A 22222-nucleotide genomic window follows, 5' to 3' on the forward strand; every position below is an offset into this window, starting at 1 on the left:
GGGCCTCAGCTCATCCGGCGGTAGGCGCCCCGGTAGTAGAGCAGCGGGTCGCCCGCCTCCCCCGGCACCTCGGTGCGCAGGACCCGGGCGATCAGCAGGGTGTGGTCGCCGGCGGGGACGCGGCTCTCGGTGCGGCACTCCAGCGCGGCGAGCGCGCCCTTCAGCAGCGGCGCTCCGGTGAGGTCGCCGAGCACATGGGGCACCTCCTGGAAGAGCAGCCGGTCGCTGAGCCGCCCGCTCATCGCGAACCGGCCCGCGGTGACGCGCTGCTCCTGGCCCAACAGCGAGGCGGCCCAGAGGGGTTGGGCCTCAAGGATCTCGTCCATCCGGGAGCCGGTGCGCACGCTGGCCAGCACCAGCGGCGGTTCGAGGGAGACGGAGAGGAACGCCGTCGCCGTCATCCCGGCCGGGGCGCCGCGCGGCCCCTCGTCCCCGTCGTGCGCGGTGATCAGCACGACCCCGCCGGCGAGCCTGGCCATCGCGCCTCGGAACTCCTCCTCGCTCACCCCCTCAGCATGCGCGACGGGGTCGCCCGGCGCCGCGCGGGGCGGGTCGGCGTCGACGGGGGGCGAGGGGTGCTGGGCTGGAAGAGACACCCGGGCACGCTAACCCCCCTTCCGGGGGTCGGCATCGGGCCATGGAACCAAGGCTTTGTGGGGACTCGTCCTACATCGCGCGACGGAACCTGCTCGCAGTGTGACATGAGTCACAGTAGGCTACTAATCGCTGACCCTGTGTACCTAGTGGGCAGCTCCCTGTGATTCAGTGGCCTCAGTATCTGCACGTGCATTTCGCGCTTCCGGGGGAGTGATGGAAACGGAGACGGAGCCCTATGTGCGCCTTGCCTCGCTGCGGGAGTTGCACCAGGTCGTCGCTCAGCTGAACACCGCCCGAAGCATGGCGGACACCCTCCAGACCATCGCCGACGGCACCGTGACCGCGCTCGGCTTCGAACTGGCCTCCGTCAACGTGGTCAGACCCGACGGGGATCTGCTGGTCGCCGCCGTGGCCGGCAGCGACCGCGTCGAGACCGACAAGGCCGAGGCCGCCATCGCCGGCCGCACCGGCTCCCGGGAGTCCTGGGAGCGCCGGCTGACCATGGGGGAGCGCTGGGGCGAGCTCCGCTTCATCCCGTACACCGAGGGCTGGGTGCTGGACCACGACGACGTCCCCCAGTGGCACACCACGGGTCCCGCCCCCCGCTACCCCGACGAGTGGCATCCGATGGACCGCCTCTTCGCGCCGATGTGCGCCTCGGACGGGGAGCTGCTCGCCGTCCTTGAGGTCGACAAGCCGCGCAACGGCCGCCGCCCGGGCCCCTGGGGCTGCGAGGCGCTCCAGCTCTACGCCTCCCAGGCCGCCATCGCCATCAGCAACGCCCGGCTGCGCGGCAACATGCAGCGCGCGCTGGTCCGCCTTGAGCGCGAGCAGCAGGCGCTGCGGGCCAGCGAGGAGAGCTTCCGGCAGGCGTTCGAGTACGCGCCCAGCGGGATGGCGATCGCCGAGGTCGGCGGCGACAGCGACGGCCGGCTGCTGCGGGTGAACGACGCGCTCTGCCGGCTGCTCGGCCGCACCGTCGCCGCGCTGCGCCGCTACAGCTTCGCCGATCTGGTGCACACCGAGGACAGGGCGGTGCTGATGAGCACCACCAACGACGGCGGCCGGGCCGAGCTGCGGCTGGCCCGCAACGACGGCTCCTATGTCTGGGTCAGCCTGCGCAACTCGGTGGTGGCCGACGCGGGGGCCGGGCCCCAGGTGCAGCTCACCCACGTCGAGGACATCGAGGAGCGCAAGCGGCACGAGCTGGCCCTGGCCCACCGCGCCAGCCATGACTCGCTGACCGGGCTGCCCAACAGCGCGGAGCTGCGGGCCCGGCTGAGCAGCCGGATCTGCGCCACGCCGCCGCACCTCCACATCCCGGTGCCGACCGGCCCCGAGGCGATGACGGCGGCGTTCTTCGGGCAGTCGGGCGACGTGTCGGCGTACGCCCGCGCCCATGTCTTCGACCACCACGAGCACGTCTGGCAGCCGGACGCCCCGGGCGGCGACGGCAAGGGCCTGGCCGTGCTCTTCTGCGATCTGGACGGCTTCAAGTCGATCAACGACCAGTTCGGCCACGTCTGCGGCGACGCGGTGCTGGTCGAGGTGGCGCGCCGGCTGGAGCAGGGGGTCAGGGACAACGACACGGTGGCCAGGCTCGGCGGCGACGAGTTCGTGGTGCTGGCCGAGGGCCTGCGCCCGTCGGACGCGTCGGATCTGGCCATGCGGCTGCGCGGCTCGATCGTGCCGCCCATCCGGGTCGAGGGCCGTGGCGTGCGGGTGGGCGCCAGCTTCGGCATCGGCTGGGCCGCCTGCGGGATGACCACCGAGGAGGTCCTGGAGTCGGCGGACCAGCGGATGTATGTCGAGAAGCGCGCCCGCGCCCAGGGCCGGCGCCGCGCCAGCTGACCGGCCGCCCTGCCCGATGCGACCGTTCACGACCGGAACTGTGCGTTCCACGAACGATCTCGCACACCCGTGGGACGCCCCCAGAACGTTCGGCGCGTGTCCCCTCGGGCGAGCCCGCCGGCCCCCGCCGGGAGCGTCGCTCCCTGGCCCAGCGCTTCGCTCGAACGGGGTAGGCTCGCGCGCAGAACGATGGGGTGGGACATGTGGTAACGCGGCAACGAAGGAGCGGCAGTCGATGAGCGCGGGGAACACCGGCCAGGGAACGCCTGACGAGGGCGACGACCCGTTCGCCTACCTCTATCGACCCGAGGGCGGAGCGGCGGGCCAGCAGCCGGTGGCCCCCCGGCAGCCCTCGTACAACCAGGTGCGCCCGGTGGGGGAGCGCACCTTCGGCGGACAGCAGGGATACCGGCAGCAGCCGTCGCCGGACGCCCGCTACGCCGCGCCCGAGACGCAGGGCGGCGGCTACGGCGGCCCGCCCGACCGCCGCAGGAACGACCAGGACTCCCGCCGCAACGGGCTGCTCGTCGGCGCCATCGCCGTGGTGCTCGCCGTGGTGCTCGGCATCGGCGCCGCCATCCTGTTCAGCGACGACGAGGGGGGCGACGACGAGGCGGGCGGCGGGGAGACCACCGAGCCCACCGGCGGCGCCGACGACGGCGACGACGAGGGTTCGAGCGAGGGCGACCCGGATCCGGAGCCCAGCGACGACGCGGAGCCCGAGGAGCTGCCGGCCGCCGACATCACCCAGCTCTCGCTCGGCGGCGGCGCCGCGCTGGAGGCCACCTTCGACGGCGCCCGCTCGGACTCCGGCTCCTATGTCGCGCTCGCCGGCCGGCAGGGCGCCACCGTCAGCTGGTCCTTCGACTTCCAGGGCGAGCCGGGCATGTACTACCTCTACACCGGCTACTCGGTGATCACCGACGACCAGACCATGTCGTTCTCGGTCAACGGCACGCCAAGGGAGGACCCGGTCAAGCTGGTGGACTACAGCCCCAACGACGAGTGGGACACCAGCTGGGTGCGCACCTTCAACCAGGTCGAGCTGGTCCGCGGCCAGAACACCGTCGAGTACACCTGCGGCGGCTCCTGCGACGCGGCCATCGACGAGCTCTTCGTCACGGACGAGCAGCTGTAGCCGGCCCGGCGGCGGCGTCCGCCAGCACCGTCAGCAGCCGGGCCACCGCCGCCGCCATCGCCTCCCGGCCATCGGCCAGATAGGGGCGCGGATCCACCAGCGCCGGATCGGCCGCCAGCCGCTCCCGGACGGCGGCGGTCAGCGCCACGTTGAGCGCCGTCCCGATGTTGACCTTGGTCATGCCGGCCCGTATCGCCCGCCGCAGCTCGTCGTCCGGCACCCCCGAGGAGCCGTGCAGTACCAGCGGCACGGCGACGGAGGCGCGCAGCCCGGCGATCAGCCGATGGTCGAGACGGGCGCCCCTGCTGGTCATCGCGTGGCTGCTGCCCACCGCGACGGCCAGCGCGTCCACGCCGGTGGCCCGCACGAACTCCGCCGCCTCGACCGGATCGGTGCGCACCCCCGGGCGGTGCGCGTCGCCCGGCTTGCCGCCGATCCGGCCCAACTCGGCCTCGACCAGCAGCCCGTGCTCCCGCCCGAAGCGCACCGCCGCCGCCGTGGCCGCGAGGTTCTCCGCCGCCGGCAGCCGGGAGCCGTCGAACATCACCGAGCCGAACCCGGCCGCCGGCGCGGCCCGCAGCAGCTCCCGGCCCAGCGGACCCTGGTCCAGATGGTCCAGATGCAGCGCCAGCCCGGTGGGCGCCTCCGCGGCCACCGCGCGCAGCGCGGCGGCCAGCGGGGCCAGCCGGCCGCCGTGGTGGGCCACGGCGTTCTGCGACAGCTGGAGCACCGCCGGCGCGCCGACCCGCGCCGCCCCGGCCGCCACCGCCTGCGCGTGCTCCAGCGTGATCACGTTGAACGCGGCCAGCGCGGCGCCCCGGCGCCGCGCGTCGGCCAGCAGCTCCCGGCAGCCGGCGAGCGTCACGGCCGCACCACCCACTCGCCCTTGCGCACCACCCCGACCAGCTCGAAGGCGGCGTCGAGCACCACCAGATCGGCGTCCTTGCCCGCCTCGATCGACCCCACCCGGTCGGCCACCCCGAGCAGCCTGGCCGGCGTGCCGGAGAGCGACCGCGACACCTCGGCGACGGGCAGCCCGTCCACCGTCGCCGCGTGCTGGAAGGCGCGGTCCAGGGTCAACGTGGAGCCGGCGATGGCGCCCGTGCCCGGCGGCGTCCCGGCCTCGGCGATCCGCGCCACCCCGTCGGTCACCTCGACCCGCAGCGGGCCCAGCGGGTAGCTGCCGTCCCCCATCCCGGCCGCGCCCATCGCGTCGGTGATCAGCGCGACGCGGTCGGCGCCCGCCGAGCGGAACGCCAACGCCAGCACGGACGGGTGCAGATGGGTGCCGTCGTTGATCAGCTCGACGGTGACCCGTTCGTCCTCAAGGAGCGCGGCGATCGGGCCTGGCGCCCGATGGGCCAGCGGCGGCATCGCGTTGAACAGGTGGGTGGCCACGCTGGCGCCCGCGTCGACGGCCCGCCGCGTCACCTCGTAGCTGGCGTCGGTGTGGCCGACGGCCGCGATCACCCCGTGGTCGCGCAGCAGCCGCACCGAGTCGAGGCCACCGGGCCGCTCGGGCGCCAGCGTCAGCATCCGCGCCGTGCCCCTGGCCGCGTCGATCAGCTTGCGGACGTCCGCCGGATCCGGATCCCGCAAAAGCGTGGGATCGTGCGCGCCACAGCGGTTCTCGGCGATGAACGGGCCCTCGAAGTGCAGTCCGGCCAGGTCGCCCTGCTCCACCAGCTCGGACAGCGCCCCCGCCTGCGCCGCGAGATCCTCCAGCGCGCCGGTCACCATCGAGGCGACCAGGGTGGTCGTGCCATGCGCCCGATGGGTCGCGACCACCCGCAGCGCCTCGTCCGCGGTCCCGGCCGAGAACGAGGCGCCGCCGCCCCCGTGCACATGGAGATCGACGAACCCGGGCACCAGCCAGTGCCCCGACAGATCGACCGCCGCCGGGTCCTTCGGGCTCTCCGGGGCCGCGGGCTCCGCCGGCGCCTGGCGGACGGCCACGATCCGCCCGCCCTCGACGGTGACCGAGGCCCCGTCCCACACCCCGTCCGGCGTCACCACCCTGGCGCCGGCGAGCACGGTGCGCGAAGCGGCTGGGGCGGCGTTGTGGGCCGGCTGGTCGGCGATACGGGTCACGGGGAAACCTCCGCGGTGTGGGGGAGTTGACTGTGGTCCCAGGCGAGCAGGCCGGCGCCGAGACGGCCCGCGGCCTCCCCGAGAGCGGCGGGGACCACGGCGGGAAGTCGTTGGAAGGTGGCCTTGGCGGCCAGGGCGGAACGGAGCGGGTCGAGCAGGATCTCGCCGGCCTCGCCGAGGCCGCCGCCCACGATCACCACCTCGGGGTCCAGCAGGTTGACGGCGACCAACAGGCCGTCGGCCAACGCCTCCACGGCGTCGCGCCAGACGGCCAGCGCCCGCCCGTCGCCTGCGGCCACGGCCCTGGCCGCGTCCGCGGCGCTGGCGCCGGCGGCGCCGGACGCCTCGGCCCAGGCCCGGCCGACGGCCGAGGCGGAGGCCACCGTCTCAAGACAGCCATGGCCACCGCAGCCGCAGCGCGGACCGCCGGGGCGCACGACGACATGTCCGATCTCGCCCGCGCCCCCGTGCGCCCCCGGCTCCATCCGGCCGCCCACCCCGATGGCCCCGGCGATCCCGGTGCCGAGCGCCACGAAGAAGAAACGTTCGACGCCGGCCCCGGCGCCCAGCCGTCCCTCGGCGAGGCCGCCGGCCCGCACATCGTGGGTCAGCGCCACCGGGACCCCGCCGAGCCGGTCGGAGACCAGCCGGGCCAACGGCACGTCGCGCCAGCCGAGGTTGGCGCTGTACCTGGCCAGGCCCGCGGCCTCGTCCACCACGCCCGGCACCGCCAGGCCCACGGCCACCGGCGGGCCGCCGCGCCTGGCGCGGCCCTCCTCGGCCAACTCGGCGGCGAAGTCCACGATTCCGGCCACCACCGCCTCGGGCTCGCCGGTGGCCGTGTCCCGGCGCGCGCGGAACAACGGCTCGTTGTCGGAATCGGTCAACGCCGCCTTGAGCGTGGTGCCCCCGATATCGAGGGCGATCACGTAGTTCGCTGGGTGCTCCTGGAGACTCACACGCGCAAGTCTCGCCCGGAAGAGGGGAAGAGGTCTAGTCCACTACGGCAAGATCACCGAACGAGTGAGCCCGCGCGGGCGATCCGGATCGAGCCCACGCGCCCTCGCGACGGCCACCGCGAGCCGCTGCGCCAACACCAGATTGGCCAACGGATCGCCCTCCGGCGGGCCCAACAGCGAGCCGCCGGCCGACCGCACCCGCTCCGACACGCCATCGGGCGCCGCCTCGAACAGCCACACCGCCCGCCCCTGCCCGGCGATGGCGACGGGCCCGTGCCGGTACTCCATCGACGGATACGCCTCCGTCCAACCGCCCGCCGCCTCCCGCATCTTGAGCGCCGCCTCCAGCGCCAGGCCATAGGTCCAGCCGCCGCCGAGGAACGTCCACTGCCCGGCCGCCAACGCCGCATCGGGCAACGGCCGCACCAGGGCCGCCTCCGCGTCCAGCGCCGCCTCCTCCACCGGCGCGAGCCCGCTGCCCTCCGCCTCAAGCGCCGCCCGCAGATACGCCAGCGCCGTCGTCGCGAACACCGTCTGCACCACGGACCGCTCGTCCGCCCAGTCCAACACCACGGTGTGCGTGGCGGCTTCGCCGACCGGCGTGGAGCCGTCGGCGGTCAGCGCCAGCAGCGGCACCCCCGGCCGCCGGGCGCGCAACTCCGTCAGCAGCCGCGCCACCTCGGTCGTGGTGCCGGAGCGCGAGATGGCCACCACCCGCTGGTAGTCGCGGTGCACCGGGAACGACGACGCGGGGAACGCGTCCGTCTCGCCCTGGCCGGCCGCCTCGCGCAGCGCGGCATAGGCCAGCGCCATGAACCACGAGGTGCCGCAGCCGGTCACGGCCACCCGTTCGCCCGGACGTGGCAACGCCGGGGCCGGCGCGGCCCCGGCCTCCTCGGCGGCCCGCCGCCAGGCGGCGGGCTGGGCGGCGATCTCGGTGGCGGTGAGGCTGCTGTCGAACGGCATCCGGTCTCCTCGTTCTCGCTGTCGGTGTCACCGGGCCTTTTGGGCCGGTATGACGGGGCGCGGGTGTCAGTGCCCCTGGTTAACATGCCCTGATGAGTGAGGAATCGGCCAGACCGGAGGACGGGGCGGATCTCGCCGAGCGCGACCGCGCGGTCCTCGCGGTCGAGCGCGGCTCCTGGCCGGGCCCCGGGGCGAAGGAGCGGGCGATACGCGAGCGGCTCGGCATCTCGCCGACCCGCTACTACCAGCTGCTGAACGCCCTGTTGGACGATCCACGCGCCCTGGCCCACGACCCGGTCACGGTCAACCGGCTGCGACGCCGTCGCGACGCCAAGCGAGCACGACGGTAAGGTCATGTACATGGGCACACTTCCCGTTCCCGCCACGGAGTCCGGCCGCGCCGGGCTCGCCGCGCTGCTCGACCAGCCGGCCTCCGCACTGATCGCCTGTGACTTCGACGGCACCCTGGCCCCCATCGTCGACGACCCCGAGCAGGCCAGGGCCCATCCGGACGCCCTCCCCGCGCTCGCCCGACTCGCCGGCCGGGTCGCCGTGCTGGCGGTGGTCACGGGCCGCCCCGCCGAGGTGGCGGTCCGCCTCGGCGGCTTCGCCGACCACCCCGAGCTCAGCGGCCTGATCGTCCTCGGCGCGTACGGCGCGGAGCGCTGGGACGCGGCGACGGGCCGGCTGCACACCCCGCCGCCGCACCCGGGCGTCGCGGCGGCGCGCGCCGAGCTGCCCCAACTGGTCGCCGCCGGCGGGGCGTTCATCGAGGACAAGGGCAACGCGCTCGCCGTGCACACCCGGCGCGCGGCCGACCCTGCCGGCGCGTACGAAGCGCTGCGCGCCCCCCTGGACGCGTTGGCCGCCCGACACGAGCTGACCGTGGAGCCGGGCCGGCTGGTCCTGGAGCTGCGCCCAGGCGGCATGGACAAGGGCGCCGCGCTGACCGCGCTGGCGCGCGAGACCAAGGCCGCCTCCGTGCTCTACGCCGGCGACGACCTCGGCGACCTCCCGGCCTTCGCCGCCGTCACCGCCCTCGGCGGCGAGGGCGTCCCCGGGCTGCGGGTCTGTAGCGGCAGCGCGGAGGTCTCCGCCCTCGCCGACGCGACCGACCTCACGGTGCCGGGCCCGGCGGGCGTCGCGGCACTGCTCAGGGCGTTGGCCGAACGCCTCTCCTGAACGGGGTCGCCACCGCGCCGGCCGTTTTCCCCCACCCACCCGCCCCTTTTCCGGGGTCCCGCCGGGTCGTTGCCGCGACGGCCTCGGCGGGGATGGTTTTTCCCCGCCCGCCCGCCCGTTTTCCGGGTCGGGTGGGCCTTGCGCTGTGCCGCACGGCCTCGCCGGGTCGCTGCCGCGACGGCCTCGGCGGGGGCGGTTTTCCCCGCCCGCCCGCCCGTTTTTTGGCCTCGCCGGGTCGCTGCCGCGCCGGCCCTGGCCGTTCCGCTTACCGGCTCTGCCGGTGCGTTGCCGGGGTGGCCTCTGGTGGTGGTGGAGTTCGGCCGTCCACCCGGCCCTTTTCCGGGGCGGGCGGGTATGGCGCCGTGGCGGCGGCTGCCCCGTCCGTCCGCTGTGGCCGTCGGCGGGGTGGGGGGCCGGGCCTTGGCGGGGCGATCGCCGTGCGTGCGGGCCGCGTTGAGCGGGTGGGGGCCCTGGTGCCGGCTTTCGGTGCCTGGTTCCCGGACACGGGCGGGTGTCTCGTGGGCTGGGCCGAGCACGGCGGGTCGCTTGCCGTGACAGCCCCGGCGCGGCCGTTCTCGGCCGGTTCCCGGAAGCCTCCGCTGCCGACCCGACGGGGTCGGTTGGCCGCGTGCCCAACCCGAGTTGGGCGGCTTCGTGCCGCCCGGCCGGCGCCCCGCAGGGGACCGCGGGGTCAGGCGGTCGTTCGGAGGGCCGTGAGTTGGGCCAGGAACCAGGCGGTGGGGGGGAGGGCCGTGGCCGTGTTCGCGAGGCGGCGGGACCGCGCCGCCCGGGTGGCCTGGTCGAGCGACAGCGCCTCGTGCAGCGCCTGGGCCGTGCCCGCGATGTCGTACGGGTTCACCAACAGCGCGTCCGGGCCCAGCTCTTCGGCCGCGCCCGCCTCCCGGGAGAGGACCAGCGCGCAGCCGTTCTCGGAGACCACGGGGACCTCCTTGGCGACCAGGTTCATCCCGTCCCTGATCGGGTTGACCAACGCCACGTCCGCCATCCGGTAGGCCGCCAGGGAGCGCGCGAAGTCGTCCTTCACATGCAGGATCACCGGCGTCCAACCGTCCTCGCCGAACTCCTCGTTGACCGCGTCGGCGACCCGCGAGACCTCGGCCGTGTACGCGCGGTAGAGCGCGAGATCCTGGCGCGACGGGTAGGCGAAGGCGATATGCGCGACCCGGCCACGCCACTCCGGGTGGTCGGTGAGCAGCCGCCGGTAGGCCAGCAGGCCGCGCACGATGTTCTTGGACAGCTCCGTGCGGTCCACCCGGACGATCGTCGCCCGGCCGGGGCCGACGCGCTCCCGCAGCTCCGCCAGCCGCTCGTCCACGTCCGGACGGCCGGCCCGGTCCCGCAGGAACGCCGCGTCGGCGCCCAGGCCGTGCACGCCGATCCGCGTGGTGCGCCCCTCGTGGGTGACGGAGTCAGGCGTGGTCTCGGCGCCCAGCAGCGCCGCGCAGCACGCGATGAAGGCGTCCGCCCAGCGGCGGGTGAGGAACGCGGCCCGGTCGGCGCCCAGCACGCCGAGCAGCACCTCGCGGGCCACCGGGTCGGGCAGCACCCGGAACAGCTCCGGCGGCGCCCACGGGGTGTGCGAGAAATGGCCGATCCGCAGGTCGGGCCTGCGTTCCGCGAGCAGCCCCGGGACCAGCGCCAGATGGTAGTCCTGCACCAGCACGGCCGCACCCTCGGCGGCCTCCTCGGCCAGCGCATCGGCGAACGCCAGGTTGTACGCGCGGTAGTGCTCCCACCGCGCCTCGAACTCGGCGTCGAAGATCGGCTCCAGCGGCGTCTGGTACAGCAGGTGGTGGACGAACCACAGCACGGAGTTGGCGATGCCGTTGTACGCGGCGTCGAAGGTCTCGCTCGGGATGTCCAGCATCCGCACCGACTGGCCGCCGGTGTCCGCCGCCGGGGGCCGGCCGTCGAAGGCGCGCGCGGCGGCCCTGTCGTCCTCGCTCAGCGCCGCGCAGACCCAGGTGCCCGCGTCGGCGCCCAGCGCGGAGAGGCCCGACACCAGGCCCCCGCCGCCGCGCTTGGCGGTCAGCGAGCCGTCGTCGGCCGAGCGCGTGTAGCTCACCGGGCCTCGGTTGGAGGCCACCAGCACCTGGCCGGCTGTCTCGGGAAGCTCGGCGGTCATCGGGGATCCGTCTCTGTCGCGACGAGGGGCGAGGAAGGGCCAGAAGCCCCATGGGCTCACGCCGGAGGCTAGCCAGCTGTGACGGGCGGGAAACGTGTGCCACGTCACAGCCGGCCGGACTCGGGCGGTGCTCCGGGCCCGGAACGGGCCCGTTCCGGGCGCTACGCCGCCTGCCGGGCCGCGTACTCGGGGATGGTCGACATGGGCGGGCGTTCGTCGGCGAGGATCGGATGGGTCTCGGGCGTGAAACCGCCGTCCTCGGTCCGCTGGAACTGCGTCAGCCCGATCCGGCTGGGCAGCATCGTGCCGGGGAGCCGGCACTGCGCGGTGCGCATGATCGCCGCCGACATCCGGCCCAGCGCCTGGCCGTCCTGATGCCGGTGCTTGCGCTCCCCGACATCGACCTGACCCACCGCGTCGAGCCCCGCCACGTTGAGCGTGTCGATCAGCAGGCCCAGCTCCACGCCGTAGCCGACGGGGAACGGGAGCCGCTCCAGCAGCGATCTGCGGGCCGCGTACTCACCGCCCAGCGGCTGGACCACGCCGGCCAGCTGCGGCCAGTGCAGGTTCAGCAGCGGTCGGGCGACCAGCTCCGTGACCCGGCCGCCCTGGCGGGCGCCGGACGGCTGGTCGCCGAGCGGACGGTCGTACATGGCCTTGACCAGCTGCACGTCCGGCTCGGTGAGCAACGGGCCGAGGGTGCCCGAGACGAAGCGGGAGTCGAAGTCCCGCAGGTCGGCGTCGACAAAACAGATGATCTCCCCACTGGTCGCCAGCAGCGACCGCCAGAGGACCTCGCCCTTGCCGGGGAGGGTCGGCACGCGGGGCAGTATCTCGTCCCGGTGCACGACCTTGGCGCCCGCCGCCGCGGCCACCTCCGAGGTGCGGTCGGTGGACCCCGAGTCCACCACGAGTAGCTCGTCGATCAGTGGCACGTCCTCCATCAGGTCGCGCCGCAGCGCTTCCACGATGGCACCCACCGTGGTCTCCTCGTTGAGCGCGGGGAGAACCACGCTGATGCTGCCGGCCGCTCCCGCCGCACGCTTGGCGTGCAGCAGTTGCGCCATCGAGCGGTCAGTGACGCCCCAGGACCGGCGGCTCAGCCACTTCTCTGCCTCTTCCAGCACGAATGTCGCTCCTGTTCGATTCAGCCACATTTGCATCCGTATGGCCGCGTCTGCCCCTTCCTGGGGTGGCCCAACCCGCTGCCGCCGGGTTTTCTGGCCACCTGCTCGGGTCGTCTCGCGGAGCGGACGGCCCGAGCCATTGTGCGGGCTGTCCGTTACAGTCTCGAACAGCGCAGGTGTCCTCCGCATATCGGGACCGCGTTGACAACCACATACCGACAACCGCATACCGCTCATCCAGAGGGGCAGAGGGAACGGCCCGTTGAAGCCCCGGCAACCCTTCCACCGGATCTCGTGACAGCACGAGGCTCTCCGGTGGGGCAGGTGCCAATTCCGTCCTGTGGCGAGAGCCGCCACGGGGAAGATGAGGAGAAGGGCCTCGTACCCATGTCTGTACTCACCTCGGCCAACGCCGACGAGTCCGCCGAAACCTCCGGCTCCCCCGGTTCCTCAGGCTCCGACGTCGATCTCGGACCCGCCGCCGCGCTCTCCTGTCGCGAGTGCGGCGAACGCTTCCCGCTCGGGCCGATCTTCGCCTGCGCGTCCTGTTTCGGGCCGCTTGAGGTCGCCTACGACCTGCCAAGCGGCGATCCCGAGGCGCTGCGCCGCACCATCGAGTCGGGCCCCAACAGCATCTGGCGCTACGCGCCGCTCCTGCCGGTGCCGGCCGATGTGGCCGAGAAGCCCAACCTCAACCCGGGCTGCACCCCGCTGGTCCGGGCCGACCGGCTGGCCGCCGAACTGGGCGTCACGGGCGGCCTGTACATCAAGGACGACTCCGCCAACCCGACCCACTCGTTCAAGGACCGGGTGGTGGCGAACGCGGTGGAGGCGGCGCGCGCCTTCGGGTTCACCACCCTCTCCTGCTCGTCGACCGGCAACCTCGCCGGCGCCGTGGGCGCGGCGGCTGCCAGGGCGGGCCTGCGGTCCTGCGTGTTCATCCCGCACGATCTGGAGCAGGGCAAGGTGGTGATGGCCGCCGTCTACGGCGGCGAGCTGGTCGCCATCGAGGGCACCTACGACGATGTCAACCGGTTCTGCAGCGAGCTGATCGGCGATCCGATCGGCGAGGGCTGGGGCTTTGTCAACGTGAACCTGCGGCCTTACTACGCCGAGGGTTCCAAGACGCTCGCCTACGAGATCTGTGAACAACTGGGCTGGAAACTGCCCGGCCAACTGGTGATCCCGATCGCTTCCGGTTCACAACTGACCAAGATCGATAAGGGATTGAAAGAGCTGATCAAGCTCGGCCTGGTCGAGGACCGTCCCTACAAGATCTTCGGCGCCCAGGCCGAAGGCTGCTCCCCCGTCTCCCGCGCCTTCCGCGAGGGCCATGACGTGGTCCGCCCGGTGAAACCGGACACCATCGCCAAATCCCTCGCCATCGGCAACCCGGCCGACGGCCCCTATGTGCTGGACATCGCCCGGCGCACCGGCGGCGCGGTCGAGGACGTGGACGACGAGCAGATCGTGGCCGCCATCAAGCTGCTGGCCAGGACCGAGGGCATCTTCGCCGAGACCGCCGGCGGCGTCACCGTCGGCGTGACCCGCAAGCTGCTGGCCGCCGGGCTGCTCGACCCGGAGGCGACCACCGTCGTCCTCAACACCGGCGACGGCCTGAAGACCCTGGACGCGGTGGCACCGACCACCGGCCCGTCCGCGACCATCCGTCCGAACCTGGACTCGTTCCGAGAGGCTGGCCTGGCATGAGCGTCACCGTCCGCATCCCCACCATTCTGCGTACCTACACCGACGGCCGGTCCGAGGTCACGGCCGAGGGCGGGACGCTCAACGAGGTGCTGGCCGACCTGGACCGCAACCACCAGGGCATCGCCGGCCGGGTCCTGGACGACGAGGGCAAGTTGCGGCGCTTCGTGAACGTCTATGTGAACGACGACGACGTCCGCTTCACCGAGGGCCTCGCCACGCCGACCCCGGACGGCGCCGGCGTCTCCATCATCCCGGCGGTCGCCGGCGGCTGACGGGCCGCCGACGACGGCCCCGAGGTGTGGCCGCTTCCGCCCCGTGACCTGCGGGTCGCGGGGCGGAAGCGTGCACGCTGGCGATACAGTGGCAGGGTTCTGAGCCCCTCCCGGTGGCGAAAACGTGCCACTCGCATATGAATGCGCGACCCGCGCGCAAATTATGTGCCGGAAATTGATGCACCAATTGTCTGGTTGGCCAGAAAAAACCCCGTCGAAATGCTCAACTACCTGCGCTTTCGCGGTATTTGCCCGTTCTGGTGGCGCGAGAATTCTCCGGCGAATGGCCTGTTGCACTGGGCGTCCGTCCAGATACATTCAGCGGCGGTCGAACGTTCCGGCGCACACCCCCACACCGCCCGGGGGTGGAGTCTGAGAGGTCTGACCCGGGTCCGCGAGGTGTGGGCTCGTGAAAAGGCCGGCAAAATGGGGAGTAAGGAATGGCTCAGGGCACCGTCAAGTGGTTCAACGCGGAGAAGGGCTACGGCTTCATCGCGGTAGACGGTGGTGCGGACGTGTTCGTCCACTACAGCGCGATTCAGATGGACGGCTACCGCACCCTGGAAGAGGGGCAGCGGGTCGAGTTCGAGATCTCTCAGGGGCAGAAGGGTCCACAGGCCGACATGGTCCGGGTGACTGCCTGAACCGCCGAGCGTTACCGCAGCCTTACCGCAGGCCCGCACCCGTCCAGGGTGCGGGCCTCGCTGCGCGCTGGCCGCGCGCTGGCCAGGCGCCCCCCTGGGGCGCGTAGGCGCGAACGCCAGCGTGGGGCCCCCTTCGGGGCCCCAGCCACGCGGCGGGCGCCCCCGGGCGCTGGCCCGCCCCTTCCCGTGCCACCGCCGGCGCCGCACGGGCCGCGACGCGGCCTGCGTGCGGCTGCGAGAGGGCGCTCCGCCCGGGGCTGGCCCGGGCGCGCCCTCTTCGCCGTGTCGGGCTCGGCCGGGTGCTGGTGTGCCCGTTTCGGCCACTGCCCGTGGCGGGAACGTGCCGGTAGCGGGGGCAGGGCCCGGGAGGTTCGGCGCCCGCCGGGCCGTGCCCGGCCCCGGCCCGGCGGAGCCGCGTCGCGTACCTGCCCGGAGGGGCTACCCAGGCTTCGCCCGGGGGTGCCCCCAAAACGTGCGCGCGGCAGCTCTGGCGAGCTGCCGCTTGCTCCCCCAGGCTTCGCCCGGGAGGTGCCCCCAGTCGTGCCAGCGGCCGGCTTCGAAGGGGCCCACGCTTGCACCCCCAGGCTTCGCCCGGGGGTGCCCCCAAAACGTGCAAGCTCCGCCCCCAGAGGGGCCTACGCTTGCACTCTCCCCCTCCGAGTGCTAATCATGGGCGTTAGCACTCTACGGGTGAGAGTGACAGCAAGGACCGGTTCGGTGAGGTTCTTCGGTGGGGTGGGGTAAGGAACCATCCCCCAGGGGCCGTCCGTCGCGGGCGCCAGCGCGGTCCGGAGTAATCCACCCCTGTTCTGGGAGGACCCCTTCACATGGCCAAGATCATCGCGTTCGACGAGGAGGCGCGGCGCGGCCTTGAGCGCGGGATGAACCAGCTCGCCGACGCCGTCAAGGTCACGCTGGGCCCCAAGGGCCGCAACGTCGTCCTGGAGAAGAAGTGGGGCGCCCCGACGATCACCAACGATGGCGTGTCCATCGCCAAGGAGATCGAGCTGGAGGACTCCTACGAGAAGATCGGCGCCGAGCTGGTCAAGGAGGTCGCCAAGAAGACGGACGACGTCGCCGGCGACGGTACGACGACGGCGACCGTCCTGGCCCAGGCGCTGGTCCGGGAGGGCCTGCGCAACGTGGCCGCCGGTGCGAACCCGATGGCGCTGAAGCGCGGTATCGAGGCCGCCGTGGAGAAGGTCTCCGAGGCCCTGCTGAGCCAGGCCAAGGAGGTCGAGACCAAGGAGCAGATCGCCTCCACCGCGTCCATCTCCGCGGGCGACCCGCAGATCGGCGAGCTGATCGCCGAGGCCATGGACAAGGTCGGCAAGGAAGGCGTCATCACGGTCGAGGAGTCGCAGACCTTCGGCCTTGAGCTTGAGCTGACCGAGGGCATGCGCTTCGACAAGGGCTACATCTCGGCCTACTTCGCCACCGACATGGAGCGGATGGAGTCGGAGCTTGAGGACCCCTACATCCTGATCGTCAACTCCAAGATCGGCAACGTGAAGGACCTCCTTCCGCTGCTGGAGAAGGTCATGCAGTCGGGCAAGCCGCTGCTGATCATCGCGGAGGACGTCGAGGGCGAGGCGCTGTCCACCCTGGTCGTCAACAAGATCCGGGGCACCTTCAAGTCGGTCGCCGTCAAGGCTCCCGGCTTCGGTGACCGTCGCAAGGCCATGCTCGGTGACATCGCCATCCTCACCGGTGGCCAGGTCATCTCCGAGGAGGTCGGCCTCAAGCTGGAGTCCGCCACCCTCGACCTGCTGGGCCGCGCCCGCAAGGTGGTCATCACCAAGGACGAGACCACCATCGTCGACGGTTCCGGCGACAGCGACCAGGTCCAGGGTCGGGTCAACCAGATCCGTGCCGAGATCGAGAACTCCGACTCGGACTACGACCGCGAGAAGCTCCAGGAGCGTCTGGCGAAGCTGGCCGGCGGCGTGGCCGTCATCAAGGCCGGTGCCGCCACCGAGGTGGAGCTGAAGGAGCGCAAGCACCGCATCGAGGACGCGGTGCGCAACGCCAAGGCCGCCGTCGAGGAGGGCATCGTCGCCGGTGGTGGCGTGGCCCTGCTCCAGGCCGCCTCGGCGCTGGAGAAGCTGGAGCTGGAGGGCGACGAGGCCACGGGTGCCGCCGCCGTCAAGCTGGCTCTGGAGGCTCCGCTGAAGCAGATCGCCGTCAACGCCGGCCTTGAGGGCGGCGTCGTGGTGGAGAAGGTCCGCAACCTGACTCCGGGTTGGGGCCTGAACGCCGCCACCGGCGAGTACGTCGACCTGCTGGCCGCGGGCATCCCGGACCCGACCAAGGTCACGCGCTCGGCGCTGCAGAACGCCGCCTCCATCGCGGCGCTCTTCCTGACCACCGAGGCCGTCATCGCCGACAAGCCGGAGAAGGCTTCCGCCGGCGCCGACCCGGCCGCCGGTGGCATGGGCGGCGGCATGGACTTCTGAGTCCTGCCACTTCCTCACCGCGTCAACGCGAGGGCGGTGCCCCCCGAGCCGGGGGGCGCCGCCCTCGCGGCGTGCCGGACCTGGAGGGTTTCCCATGAGACAGCTGCCGTGTGCCGCCCGGATGGCCGGGCTGCTGGTGCTGGTCGCGCTGCCCGCCTGCGGCGGCGGGGCCGCCGAGGGGGAGCCGTCGCGGCCGAGCGCGCCGACGGCGTCCGAAGCCGTCGTTGACGAGGCGTCGCTCGCCGACGCGTTCGACGAGCTGTCCGACGCGTTCGACGCGCGGCTCGGCGTGTACGCGCTGGACACCGGCACCGGCCGGGAGGTCGCCCATCGCGCGGACGAACGGTTCGCCTACGCGTCCACCTTCAAGGCCCTGGCCGTGGGCGCGGTGCTCAGGGAGCACGGTCTCGACGGGATCGACGAGGTGATCGACTACACCTCGGACGATCTGGTGGCCCATGCGCCGGTGACCGAGAACTTCGTCAACGAAGGGATGACGTTGCGTCAACTCTGCGCGGCCACCCTCTGGTACAGCGACAACACCGCCGCCAATCTGCTCCTCGACACGCTGGGCGGGCCCGAGGGGCTTGAGGCCGTGTTGGCGGAGCTGGGGGACGACGTCATCGAGATGGACCGGTGGGAGACGGAGCTGAACGAGGGGGCGCCGGGCGACGTCAGGGACACCAGCACCCCCCGCGCGATGGCCGAGAGCCTGCGGACGTTCCTGCTCGGTGAGGCGCTGGGCCCGGGCGAACGCGAACTGCTCCGGATGTGGATGCTGACCAACACCACCGGCCAGCCCCTGATCCGCGCCGGCCTCCCGGACGGCTGGGCCGTCGCCGACAAGAGCGGCAGCGCGGGCTACGGGGGCCGCAACAACATCGCGGTCGTCTGGCCGGACGACGGTGGCGAGCCGATCGTCATGGCCGTCATGTCCACCCGGGACGAGGAGGGCGCCGAGGCCGACGACGCCCTGATCGCCGAGGCCGCGACGCTCACCACGAACGCCCTCGGCCGCACGGCCCCAGCCGACTGACGCACCCCCCGGCAGCCCGGCGCGGGTTAGCAGGCCTGCTGGGGGCCGGTGTTCTGGGTGCCGGTCCGGCCGATGACGGTGAGGTCGGTCAGCTGGGTGTTGGCCGAGCGGCCGATGTAGCAGGAGTAGCGGGTCCGGTTGATGACCTCCAAATGGATATGCGCGCCGGTGTCCCCGTTGACCTGGTAGCACGATGAGTAGCGGAACCGCCCGGTCTCGCCGAGCTTGGTCCAGGGACCGACCGTGGCGCCGACGGTGATCCCGGCCGGCTTGTTGTCGACATGCATCACATCGGCGCGCGCGATCACCTCGCCGGTGTTGGCGTTCGTGGCCTCCAGGCCGATCCGGTAGCCGCCGTCGGCGAGGTTCCCCGTGGCGCATCCGGCCGCGACGGTCACGACGCGGACGGCGACCGGCTGGCCGGTGGAGGTCGTGGTGCCGAACGGGGAGACGACGGTGCCGCCCGGGTTGCGGTAGATGTCGACCGACCAGTCGTTCAGATAGCCCCAGTTGGAGAAGACCCGGTGGTGCGAGGAGGGCGGCGTCTGCCCGAACCGGTCCCAGGTGGAGGCCCCCTGGATGGGCGGGTACACGCTGACGGTGCCGCTGGCGAGCGGCTGAACGGCCGTTTCCGCCGCTGCGGCGGGCCGCGCCTGGCTGGTGGGCGCGACCAGGAAGGCCAGAACGGTCGCCAGCATGATGCCGAGCGATATGCGGGCAAGGGAGGAGAGTCTCACGATGTCTCCGGAGGCGGTGTGAGGGGAGGGGGACATGACGGCCCCGGCAGTGCGCGTGATACGCGCGTAGAACGGTCAACGCCGGTTCCGCCGCGCCGATTCAAGCACCACCCCACCCCCACCGCCAGGGGGCGACGCGGCCCTTCCCGGCCGGGGCGCTCAACTGAAGGCGGCGTCCGGCCGGGAGGGTCCACCCGCCCCGCCCCTGGCGCCGCACCATCAGCACCTGGCCGCTCCGGGGGACCAGCGCCAGGACAGCGAACGTTATCGGCAGCGGTGAACTGACGATGGTGGTGTGGGGCATGAACTCCGTGTCCCAGGTTGTCAGTTGAGGGCCAGGAGATAGCCGGTGAGCGCGGTGAGCAGGCACATCAACCCGACAAACGAGGGCCCGAACGCCTTGTCGAAGAAGGCCGCGATCGGGTGCGGTGCGGGCGTGCCGTCCGCGTTCTCGTCGTCGCCCTCGTCGTCGCGTGGGTGAACCCGCCAGTGCTTCTCGGCGCGGACGAGGAACAGATCGTGATCCGGGTCCTGTTGGGTGTGAAAGATGCACCACACGGCGACCGGCTGCGCGTCGTTGTCGGCGAGCGTCGAACGGTCGCCGCAGGTCATGCACTCCGCGCCGTAGATCGCCTGCGGCGCGCCGGCCCCCCGTTCCTCGCTCAGGACCCAGTCCGCGCTCCGGATGAGCGGCGACCTCGCCGGCGGGTGCACCCACTCGTTCACTGCCACTCACCCGGCTCGAACTGGTAGGGCCGGGTGATGTGTTCGCGGTAGGTGAGATGGTCCGGGTGGTGCTTGACGTGTTCGACCGCCCACTCGCTGCCCTCCTCCGCGTCCTCCCCCTTCGTCCCGAAGAAGCCGCAGCTCAGGCACTCCATGACGAACAACGTCCGTTCGGCGTCCGCCCGTTCGTCGGGCTTCAGCGTGTACTGCCGGAACCGGTAGCTCCTGCGCGTCACCACAACTGGCCACCCTTCATCCGGAAGTCGCGTTCGCTCCGCGCGTTCACCTCGCGCAGCCGCCGGAGCAACGCCGCGCGTCCGTCGTCCTGTCCGTCCTCGTCCGGCTCCGCCGGTCCGGCCTCCGGCTCCGGGGCCTCGGTCTCGTCCTCTTCCTGCGATCCGGTCATCGCTGATCACCGCCCGCTCAGTCCGCGTTCGGCTGCTCGCCGTTGACCAGCACCGGAACGCGCTCCCCGCGTGCCAGGGCGAGCAGCGCGTGCTGCACGGCCGGTCGTGATTCCAGCAGCTCGCTCATCGGCTGCCACCGGGCGGACACGTGGAGCGCGTCGGCCTCGGTGGGCACGGTTCCCGTCTGTCCGCCGTCGAGCAGGTACTCCACGCCGGTCAACTCGCCGTCGGTGTCGGTCTCCAGGCTCACGGAGAGGGCGTAGTCGAACGGCTGGAAGTAGCCCGTCTGCTCGACGGCGAACCGCTGGGCGGTTCGCACCGGGCACTCCCCGGCCGGCACGGTGCCTCCCGGCAGGGTCCAGGCGTCATCATCCGTGCTCTCGTCTCGCACCATCAGGACGTGGTTGTCGTAGGTGGTGGCCAGCAGGGAGACCCGCAGGGTCAGATTCGAAGAAGTGGGCATAGCGCAACTCCGTGCAGGGAGAGGGATGTTGGGGGCGCGCCCGCAGGACGCGCCGCAGGTGCCGAACGGCACGACAACGGCTCCCCCCGGGGCCAGGACTGGGCAGACTCGGCCCCGGGGACAGACGACTCCGCGTAGTGCGCCATGCGCACCGCGTCGTGCAATCAGCATGGAGGTTCAGAGGCGGGCATGGCAAGAGCGGGATGTGGGAATCTCAACTCGCTTCACCCTTGAGGGTGAAGAGGCTTGAAAGTCGGTGGCGGGCCTGCGTCAGAATGTGCCGAGGGAACCGCGAAGGAGGGGCCATGGCGAGACGACCGGTGACCGTGCGTCGGTACCTGCTGGGGATGGAGTTGAGGCGGCTGCGTACGGCGGCGGGGGTGAAGCAGGAGGCCGCAGCCGTGCATATCGACATGGACGACTCGAAGATGAGCCGCATCGAGAACGGCAGCAGCCCCATCAGCCGCCCCGAACTCTTCGAGCTGCTGAGGCTGTATGGCGTCGAGGAGGGCGAGGGCAGCCACTTCGAGGTCCTTGACCAGCTCAACCGTGAGGCCAGGAAGCGGGGTTGGTGGCACCACGAGCGCGGCGGGATCCCGCCGACGGTTCACCAGCTCATCGACCTGGAGTCCTCTGCCGCCAGCATGGTGCAGTTCTCACCGTTGCTTGTGCCGGGACTGCTTCAGACGGAGGCCTACGCTCGGGCGCTGATCAGCAGCTTCCCGGTCCACATGGCGGGCGGCGTCGACACGGGTGTCGGCATCCGGATGAAGCGCCAGGAGGTTCTGGCGGCGCCCAATCCTCCGCACTTCATCTGCCTGTTGGACGAAGCGGCCCTCCACCGGCAGATCGGCGGCCCGAAGGTGCATGCCGAGCAGCTGTACAAGCTGGTGGACGTTGCCAATCCGCCCACGCTGACCATCCAGATCGTCCCCTATGAGCGTGGTGTCCACGCGGGTCTTGATGGCGGCTTCACGCTGTTCTCCTACCCGAACCCGATCAGCATGGAGTTCGCCTTCATCGAGTATGCGGACGGCCGAGTCTTCATCGAGGAGGAAGAGCAGGTGCGGGCCTTCCGCCGCACCACTGATCACCTCAGGGCGCAGGCTCTATCGTCGGACGAGTCGATGAGGTTGATCTCCAGCATCGCCGGAGATCTGGAGAGGCAAATGAGGTAGAGGATGCGTTCTGACCTGCCCGAGCGTGGTTGGTGGAAGTCCAGCTACAGCGGCGGGAACACCGGCGATTGTGTGGAGGTGCAGCTGACCCATGACGGCCTGTTGGCGGTCGGCGACAGCAAGGATCGCGGGTTGGGTGCGTTCACCTTCGCCCCTGCGGCCTGGTCCTCGTTCCTCGACACGATCGTGGCCGACGCCGACTGACCAACGCCGTCCGATGCGGCTGCCCAGCCTCCTGGGCAGCCGCATTCGCAGGAGTCCTCTGACGAGAGAAGCGAGGTGCGCGGATGCGTTTTGACCTGCCCGAGCGTGGTTGGTGGAAGTCCAGCTACAGCGGCGGGAACACCGGCGATTGTGTGGAGGTGCAGCTGACCCATGACGGTCTGTTGGCGGTTGGCGACAGCAAGGATCGCGGCCTGGGTGCGTTCACCTTCGCGCCTGCGGCCTGGGCCTCGTTCGTCGGCTTGGTTACGGCCGACCGCCCCTGACCGCCGCGCGGCGCGGGGTGCTGCCGGCAGTCGTAGCCGGTGGCAGAT

The 22222-nt window shown here is 72.2% G+C and carries 24 protein-coding genes and 1 riboswitch; of the genes, 12 read left to right on the plus strand and 12 right to left on the minus strand.

Annotation, left to right across the window (positions count from 1 at the left end; translation table 11 throughout):
- Positions 1-5: 5 nt before the first annotated feature.
- A complete protein-coding gene (locus tag K4G22_RS17175) occupies positions 6-596 on the minus strand; it encodes a flavin reductase family protein (RefSeq protein ID WP_425336710.1) in 591 nt (196 codons plus the stop codon).
- Between the two features lie 214 nt (positions 597-810).
- Between K4G22_RS17175 and cdgB the strand changes: the two genes are divergently transcribed.
- Positions 811-2448, plus strand: a complete 1638-nt coding sequence (cdgB, locus tag K4G22_RS17180; protein WP_228081128.1) for a diguanylate cyclase CdgB — start codon at positions 811-813, stop codon at positions 2446-2448.
- 235 nt (positions 2449-2683) lie between these two features.
- The gene (locus K4G22_RS17185; RefSeq protein WP_228081129.1) at positions 2684-3586 is read left to right on the plus strand and encodes a carbohydrate-binding protein; all 903 of its coding nucleotides are present in this window, start codon (positions 2684-2686) and stop codon (positions 3584-3586) included.
- Here the strand turns inward: K4G22_RS17185 and K4G22_RS17190 are convergent.
- The 4 genes from K4G22_RS17190 to K4G22_RS17205 are packed head-to-tail and all read right to left on the minus strand — an operon-like array spanning position 3567 to position 7602.
- Positions 3567-4451 carry a class II fructose-bisphosphate aldolase gene (locus tag K4G22_RS17190; RefSeq protein ID WP_228081130.1) on the minus strand — a complete coding sequence of 295 codons (885 nt, stop codon included), beginning with the start codon at positions 4449-4451 and terminating at the stop codon, positions 3567-3569. The two genes, K4G22_RS17185 and K4G22_RS17190, sit on opposite strands and share 20 nt — an antisense overlap.
- Complete coding sequence (gene nagA, locus K4G22_RS17195; protein WP_228084122.1) at positions 4448-5668, minus strand: N-acetylglucosamine-6-phosphate deacetylase; 1221 nt, start codon at positions 5666-5668, stop codon at positions 4448-4450. The genes K4G22_RS17190 and nagA overlap by 4 nt, the downstream gene beginning before the upstream one ends.
- A gap of 5 nt (positions 5669-5673) precedes the next feature.
- Positions 5674-6636: an ROK family protein gene (locus tag K4G22_RS17200; RefSeq protein WP_228081131.1), complete on the minus strand. Its 963-nt coding sequence runs from the start codon at positions 6634-6636 to the stop codon at positions 5674-5676.
- Between the two features lie 42 nt (positions 6637-6678).
- A complete protein-coding gene (locus tag K4G22_RS17205; protein WP_228081134.1) occupies positions 6679-7602 on the minus strand; it encodes an SIS domain-containing protein in 924 nt (307 codons plus the stop codon).
- Between the two features lie 92 nt (positions 7603-7694).
- Between K4G22_RS17205 and K4G22_RS17210 the strand changes: the two genes are divergently transcribed.
- Entirely contained in the window at positions 7695-7952 is a 258-nt protein-coding gene (locus K4G22_RS17210; protein ID WP_228081135.1) for a DUF3263 domain-containing protein, read from the plus strand.
- Between the two features lie 4 nt (positions 7953-7956).
- Positions 7957-8784, plus strand: coding sequence for a trehalose-phosphatase (gene otsB / locus K4G22_RS17215; protein WP_425336711.1), 828 nt, complete (start codon positions 7957-7959; stop codon positions 8782-8784).
- 691 nt (positions 8785-9475) lie between these two features.
- Here the strand turns inward: otsB and K4G22_RS17220 are convergent.
- Together K4G22_RS17220 and K4G22_RS17225 are read right to left on the minus strand one after the other, a co-directional pair.
- Positions 9476-10930 carry an alpha,alpha-trehalose-phosphate synthase (UDP-forming) gene (locus K4G22_RS17220; protein WP_228081138.1) on the minus strand — a complete coding sequence of 485 codons (1455 nt, stop codon included), beginning with the start codon at positions 10928-10930 and terminating at the stop codon, positions 9476-9478.
- A 161-nt stretch (positions 10931-11091) separates the two neighbouring features.
- Positions 11092-12057: a glucosyl-3-phosphoglycerate synthase gene (locus tag K4G22_RS17225; protein WP_228081139.1), complete on the minus strand. Its 966-nt coding sequence runs from the start codon at positions 12055-12057 to the stop codon at positions 11092-11094.
- 230 nt (positions 12058-12287) lie between these two features.
- Positions 12288-12428, plus strand: a riboswitch (SAM riboswitch).
- A gap of 16 nt (positions 12429-12444) precedes the next feature.
- Here K4G22_RS17225 and thrC point away from each other — a divergent pair.
- The 5 genes from thrC (at position 12445) to bla (ending at position 18175) form a co-directional block, all read left to right on the plus strand.
- Positions 12445-13767 (plus strand): threonine synthase, encoded by a 1323-nt coding sequence (thrC, locus tag K4G22_RS17230; protein ID WP_228081140.1) that lies wholly within the window; start codon positions 12445-12447, stop codon positions 13765-13767.
- Positions 13764-14039, plus strand: a complete 276-nt coding sequence (locus tag K4G22_RS17235; protein ID WP_228081142.1) for a MoaD/ThiS family protein — start codon at positions 13764-13766, stop codon at positions 14037-14039. Before thrC ends, K4G22_RS17235 begins: the two co-directional genes overlap by 4 nt.
- A gap of 440 nt (positions 14040-14479) precedes the next feature.
- Positions 14480-14683 (plus strand): cold-shock protein, encoded by a 204-nt coding sequence (locus K4G22_RS17240; RefSeq protein ID WP_004986573.1) that lies wholly within the window; start codon positions 14480-14482, stop codon positions 14681-14683.
- An 827-nt stretch (positions 14684-15510) separates the two neighbouring features.
- On the plus strand, positions 15511-17139 hold the full coding sequence (gene groL / locus K4G22_RS17245) for a chaperonin GroEL (RefSeq protein ID WP_228081144.1): 1629 nt from the start codon (positions 15511-15513) through the stop codon (positions 17137-17139).
- Between the two features lie 94 nt (positions 17140-17233).
- Positions 17234-18175 carry a class A beta-lactamase gene (bla, locus tag K4G22_RS17250; protein WP_228081145.1) on the plus strand — a complete coding sequence of 314 codons (942 nt, stop codon included), beginning with the start codon at positions 17234-17236 and terminating at the stop codon, positions 18173-18175.
- Between the two features lie 26 nt (positions 18176-18201).
- Here the strand turns inward: bla and K4G22_RS17255 are convergent, their stop codons facing one another.
- The 5 genes from K4G22_RS17255 to K4G22_RS17275 form a co-directional block, all read right to left on the minus strand.
- Positions 18202-18912 (minus strand): hypothetical protein, encoded by a 711-nt coding sequence (locus tag K4G22_RS17255; protein WP_228081146.1) that lies wholly within the window; start codon positions 18910-18912, stop codon positions 18202-18204.
- Between the two features lie 324 nt (positions 18913-19236).
- Entirely contained in the window at positions 19237-19638 is a 402-nt protein-coding gene (locus K4G22_RS17260; protein ID WP_228081148.1) for a DUF7848 domain-containing protein, read from the minus strand.
- On the minus strand, positions 19635-19874 hold the full coding sequence (locus K4G22_RS17265; RefSeq protein WP_228081150.1) for a DUF7848 domain-containing protein: 240 nt from the start codon (positions 19872-19874) through the stop codon (positions 19635-19637). The genes K4G22_RS17260 and K4G22_RS17265 overlap by 4 nt, the downstream gene beginning before the upstream one ends.
- A complete protein-coding gene (locus tag K4G22_RS17270) occupies positions 19871-20044 on the minus strand; it encodes a hypothetical protein (RefSeq protein ID WP_228081151.1) in 174 nt (57 codons plus the stop codon). Before K4G22_RS17270 ends, K4G22_RS17265 begins: the two co-directional genes overlap by 4 nt.
- Positions 20045-20061: 17 nt before the next feature.
- The gene (locus K4G22_RS17275) at positions 20062-20508 is read right to left on the minus strand and encodes an NUDIX domain-containing protein (RefSeq protein WP_228081154.1); all 447 of its coding nucleotides are present in this window, start codon (positions 20506-20508) and stop codon (positions 20062-20064) included.
- A gap of 305 nt (positions 20509-20813) precedes the next feature.
- On the opposite strand from K4G22_RS17275, the gene K4G22_RS17280 reads away from it, so the two are divergent.
- The 3 genes from K4G22_RS17280 to K4G22_RS17290 all read left to right on the plus strand — a co-directional run bounded on the left by K4G22_RS17280 (position 20814) and on the right by K4G22_RS17290 (position 22174).
- Positions 20814-21686, plus strand: coding sequence for a helix-turn-helix domain-containing protein (locus K4G22_RS17280; RefSeq protein ID WP_228081155.1), 873 nt, complete (start codon positions 20814-20816; stop codon positions 21684-21686).
- A gap of 3 nt (positions 21687-21689) precedes the next feature.
- Positions 21690-21890, plus strand: coding sequence for a DUF397 domain-containing protein (locus tag K4G22_RS17285; protein WP_228081156.1), 201 nt, complete (start codon positions 21690-21692; stop codon positions 21888-21890).
- An 83-nt stretch (positions 21891-21973) separates the two neighbouring features.
- Entirely contained in the window at positions 21974-22174 is a 201-nt protein-coding gene (locus tag K4G22_RS17290; RefSeq protein ID WP_228081158.1) for a DUF397 domain-containing protein, read from the plus strand.
- The last annotated feature ends 48 nt before the right edge of the window (positions 22175-22222 follow it).

Origin of the sequence: Streptomyces profundus (genome assembly GCF_020740535.1) — a bacterium.
In the GTDB taxonomy this organism is placed as follows: Bacteria; Actinomycetota; Actinomycetes; order Streptomycetales; family Streptomycetaceae; genus Streptomyces; species Streptomyces profundus.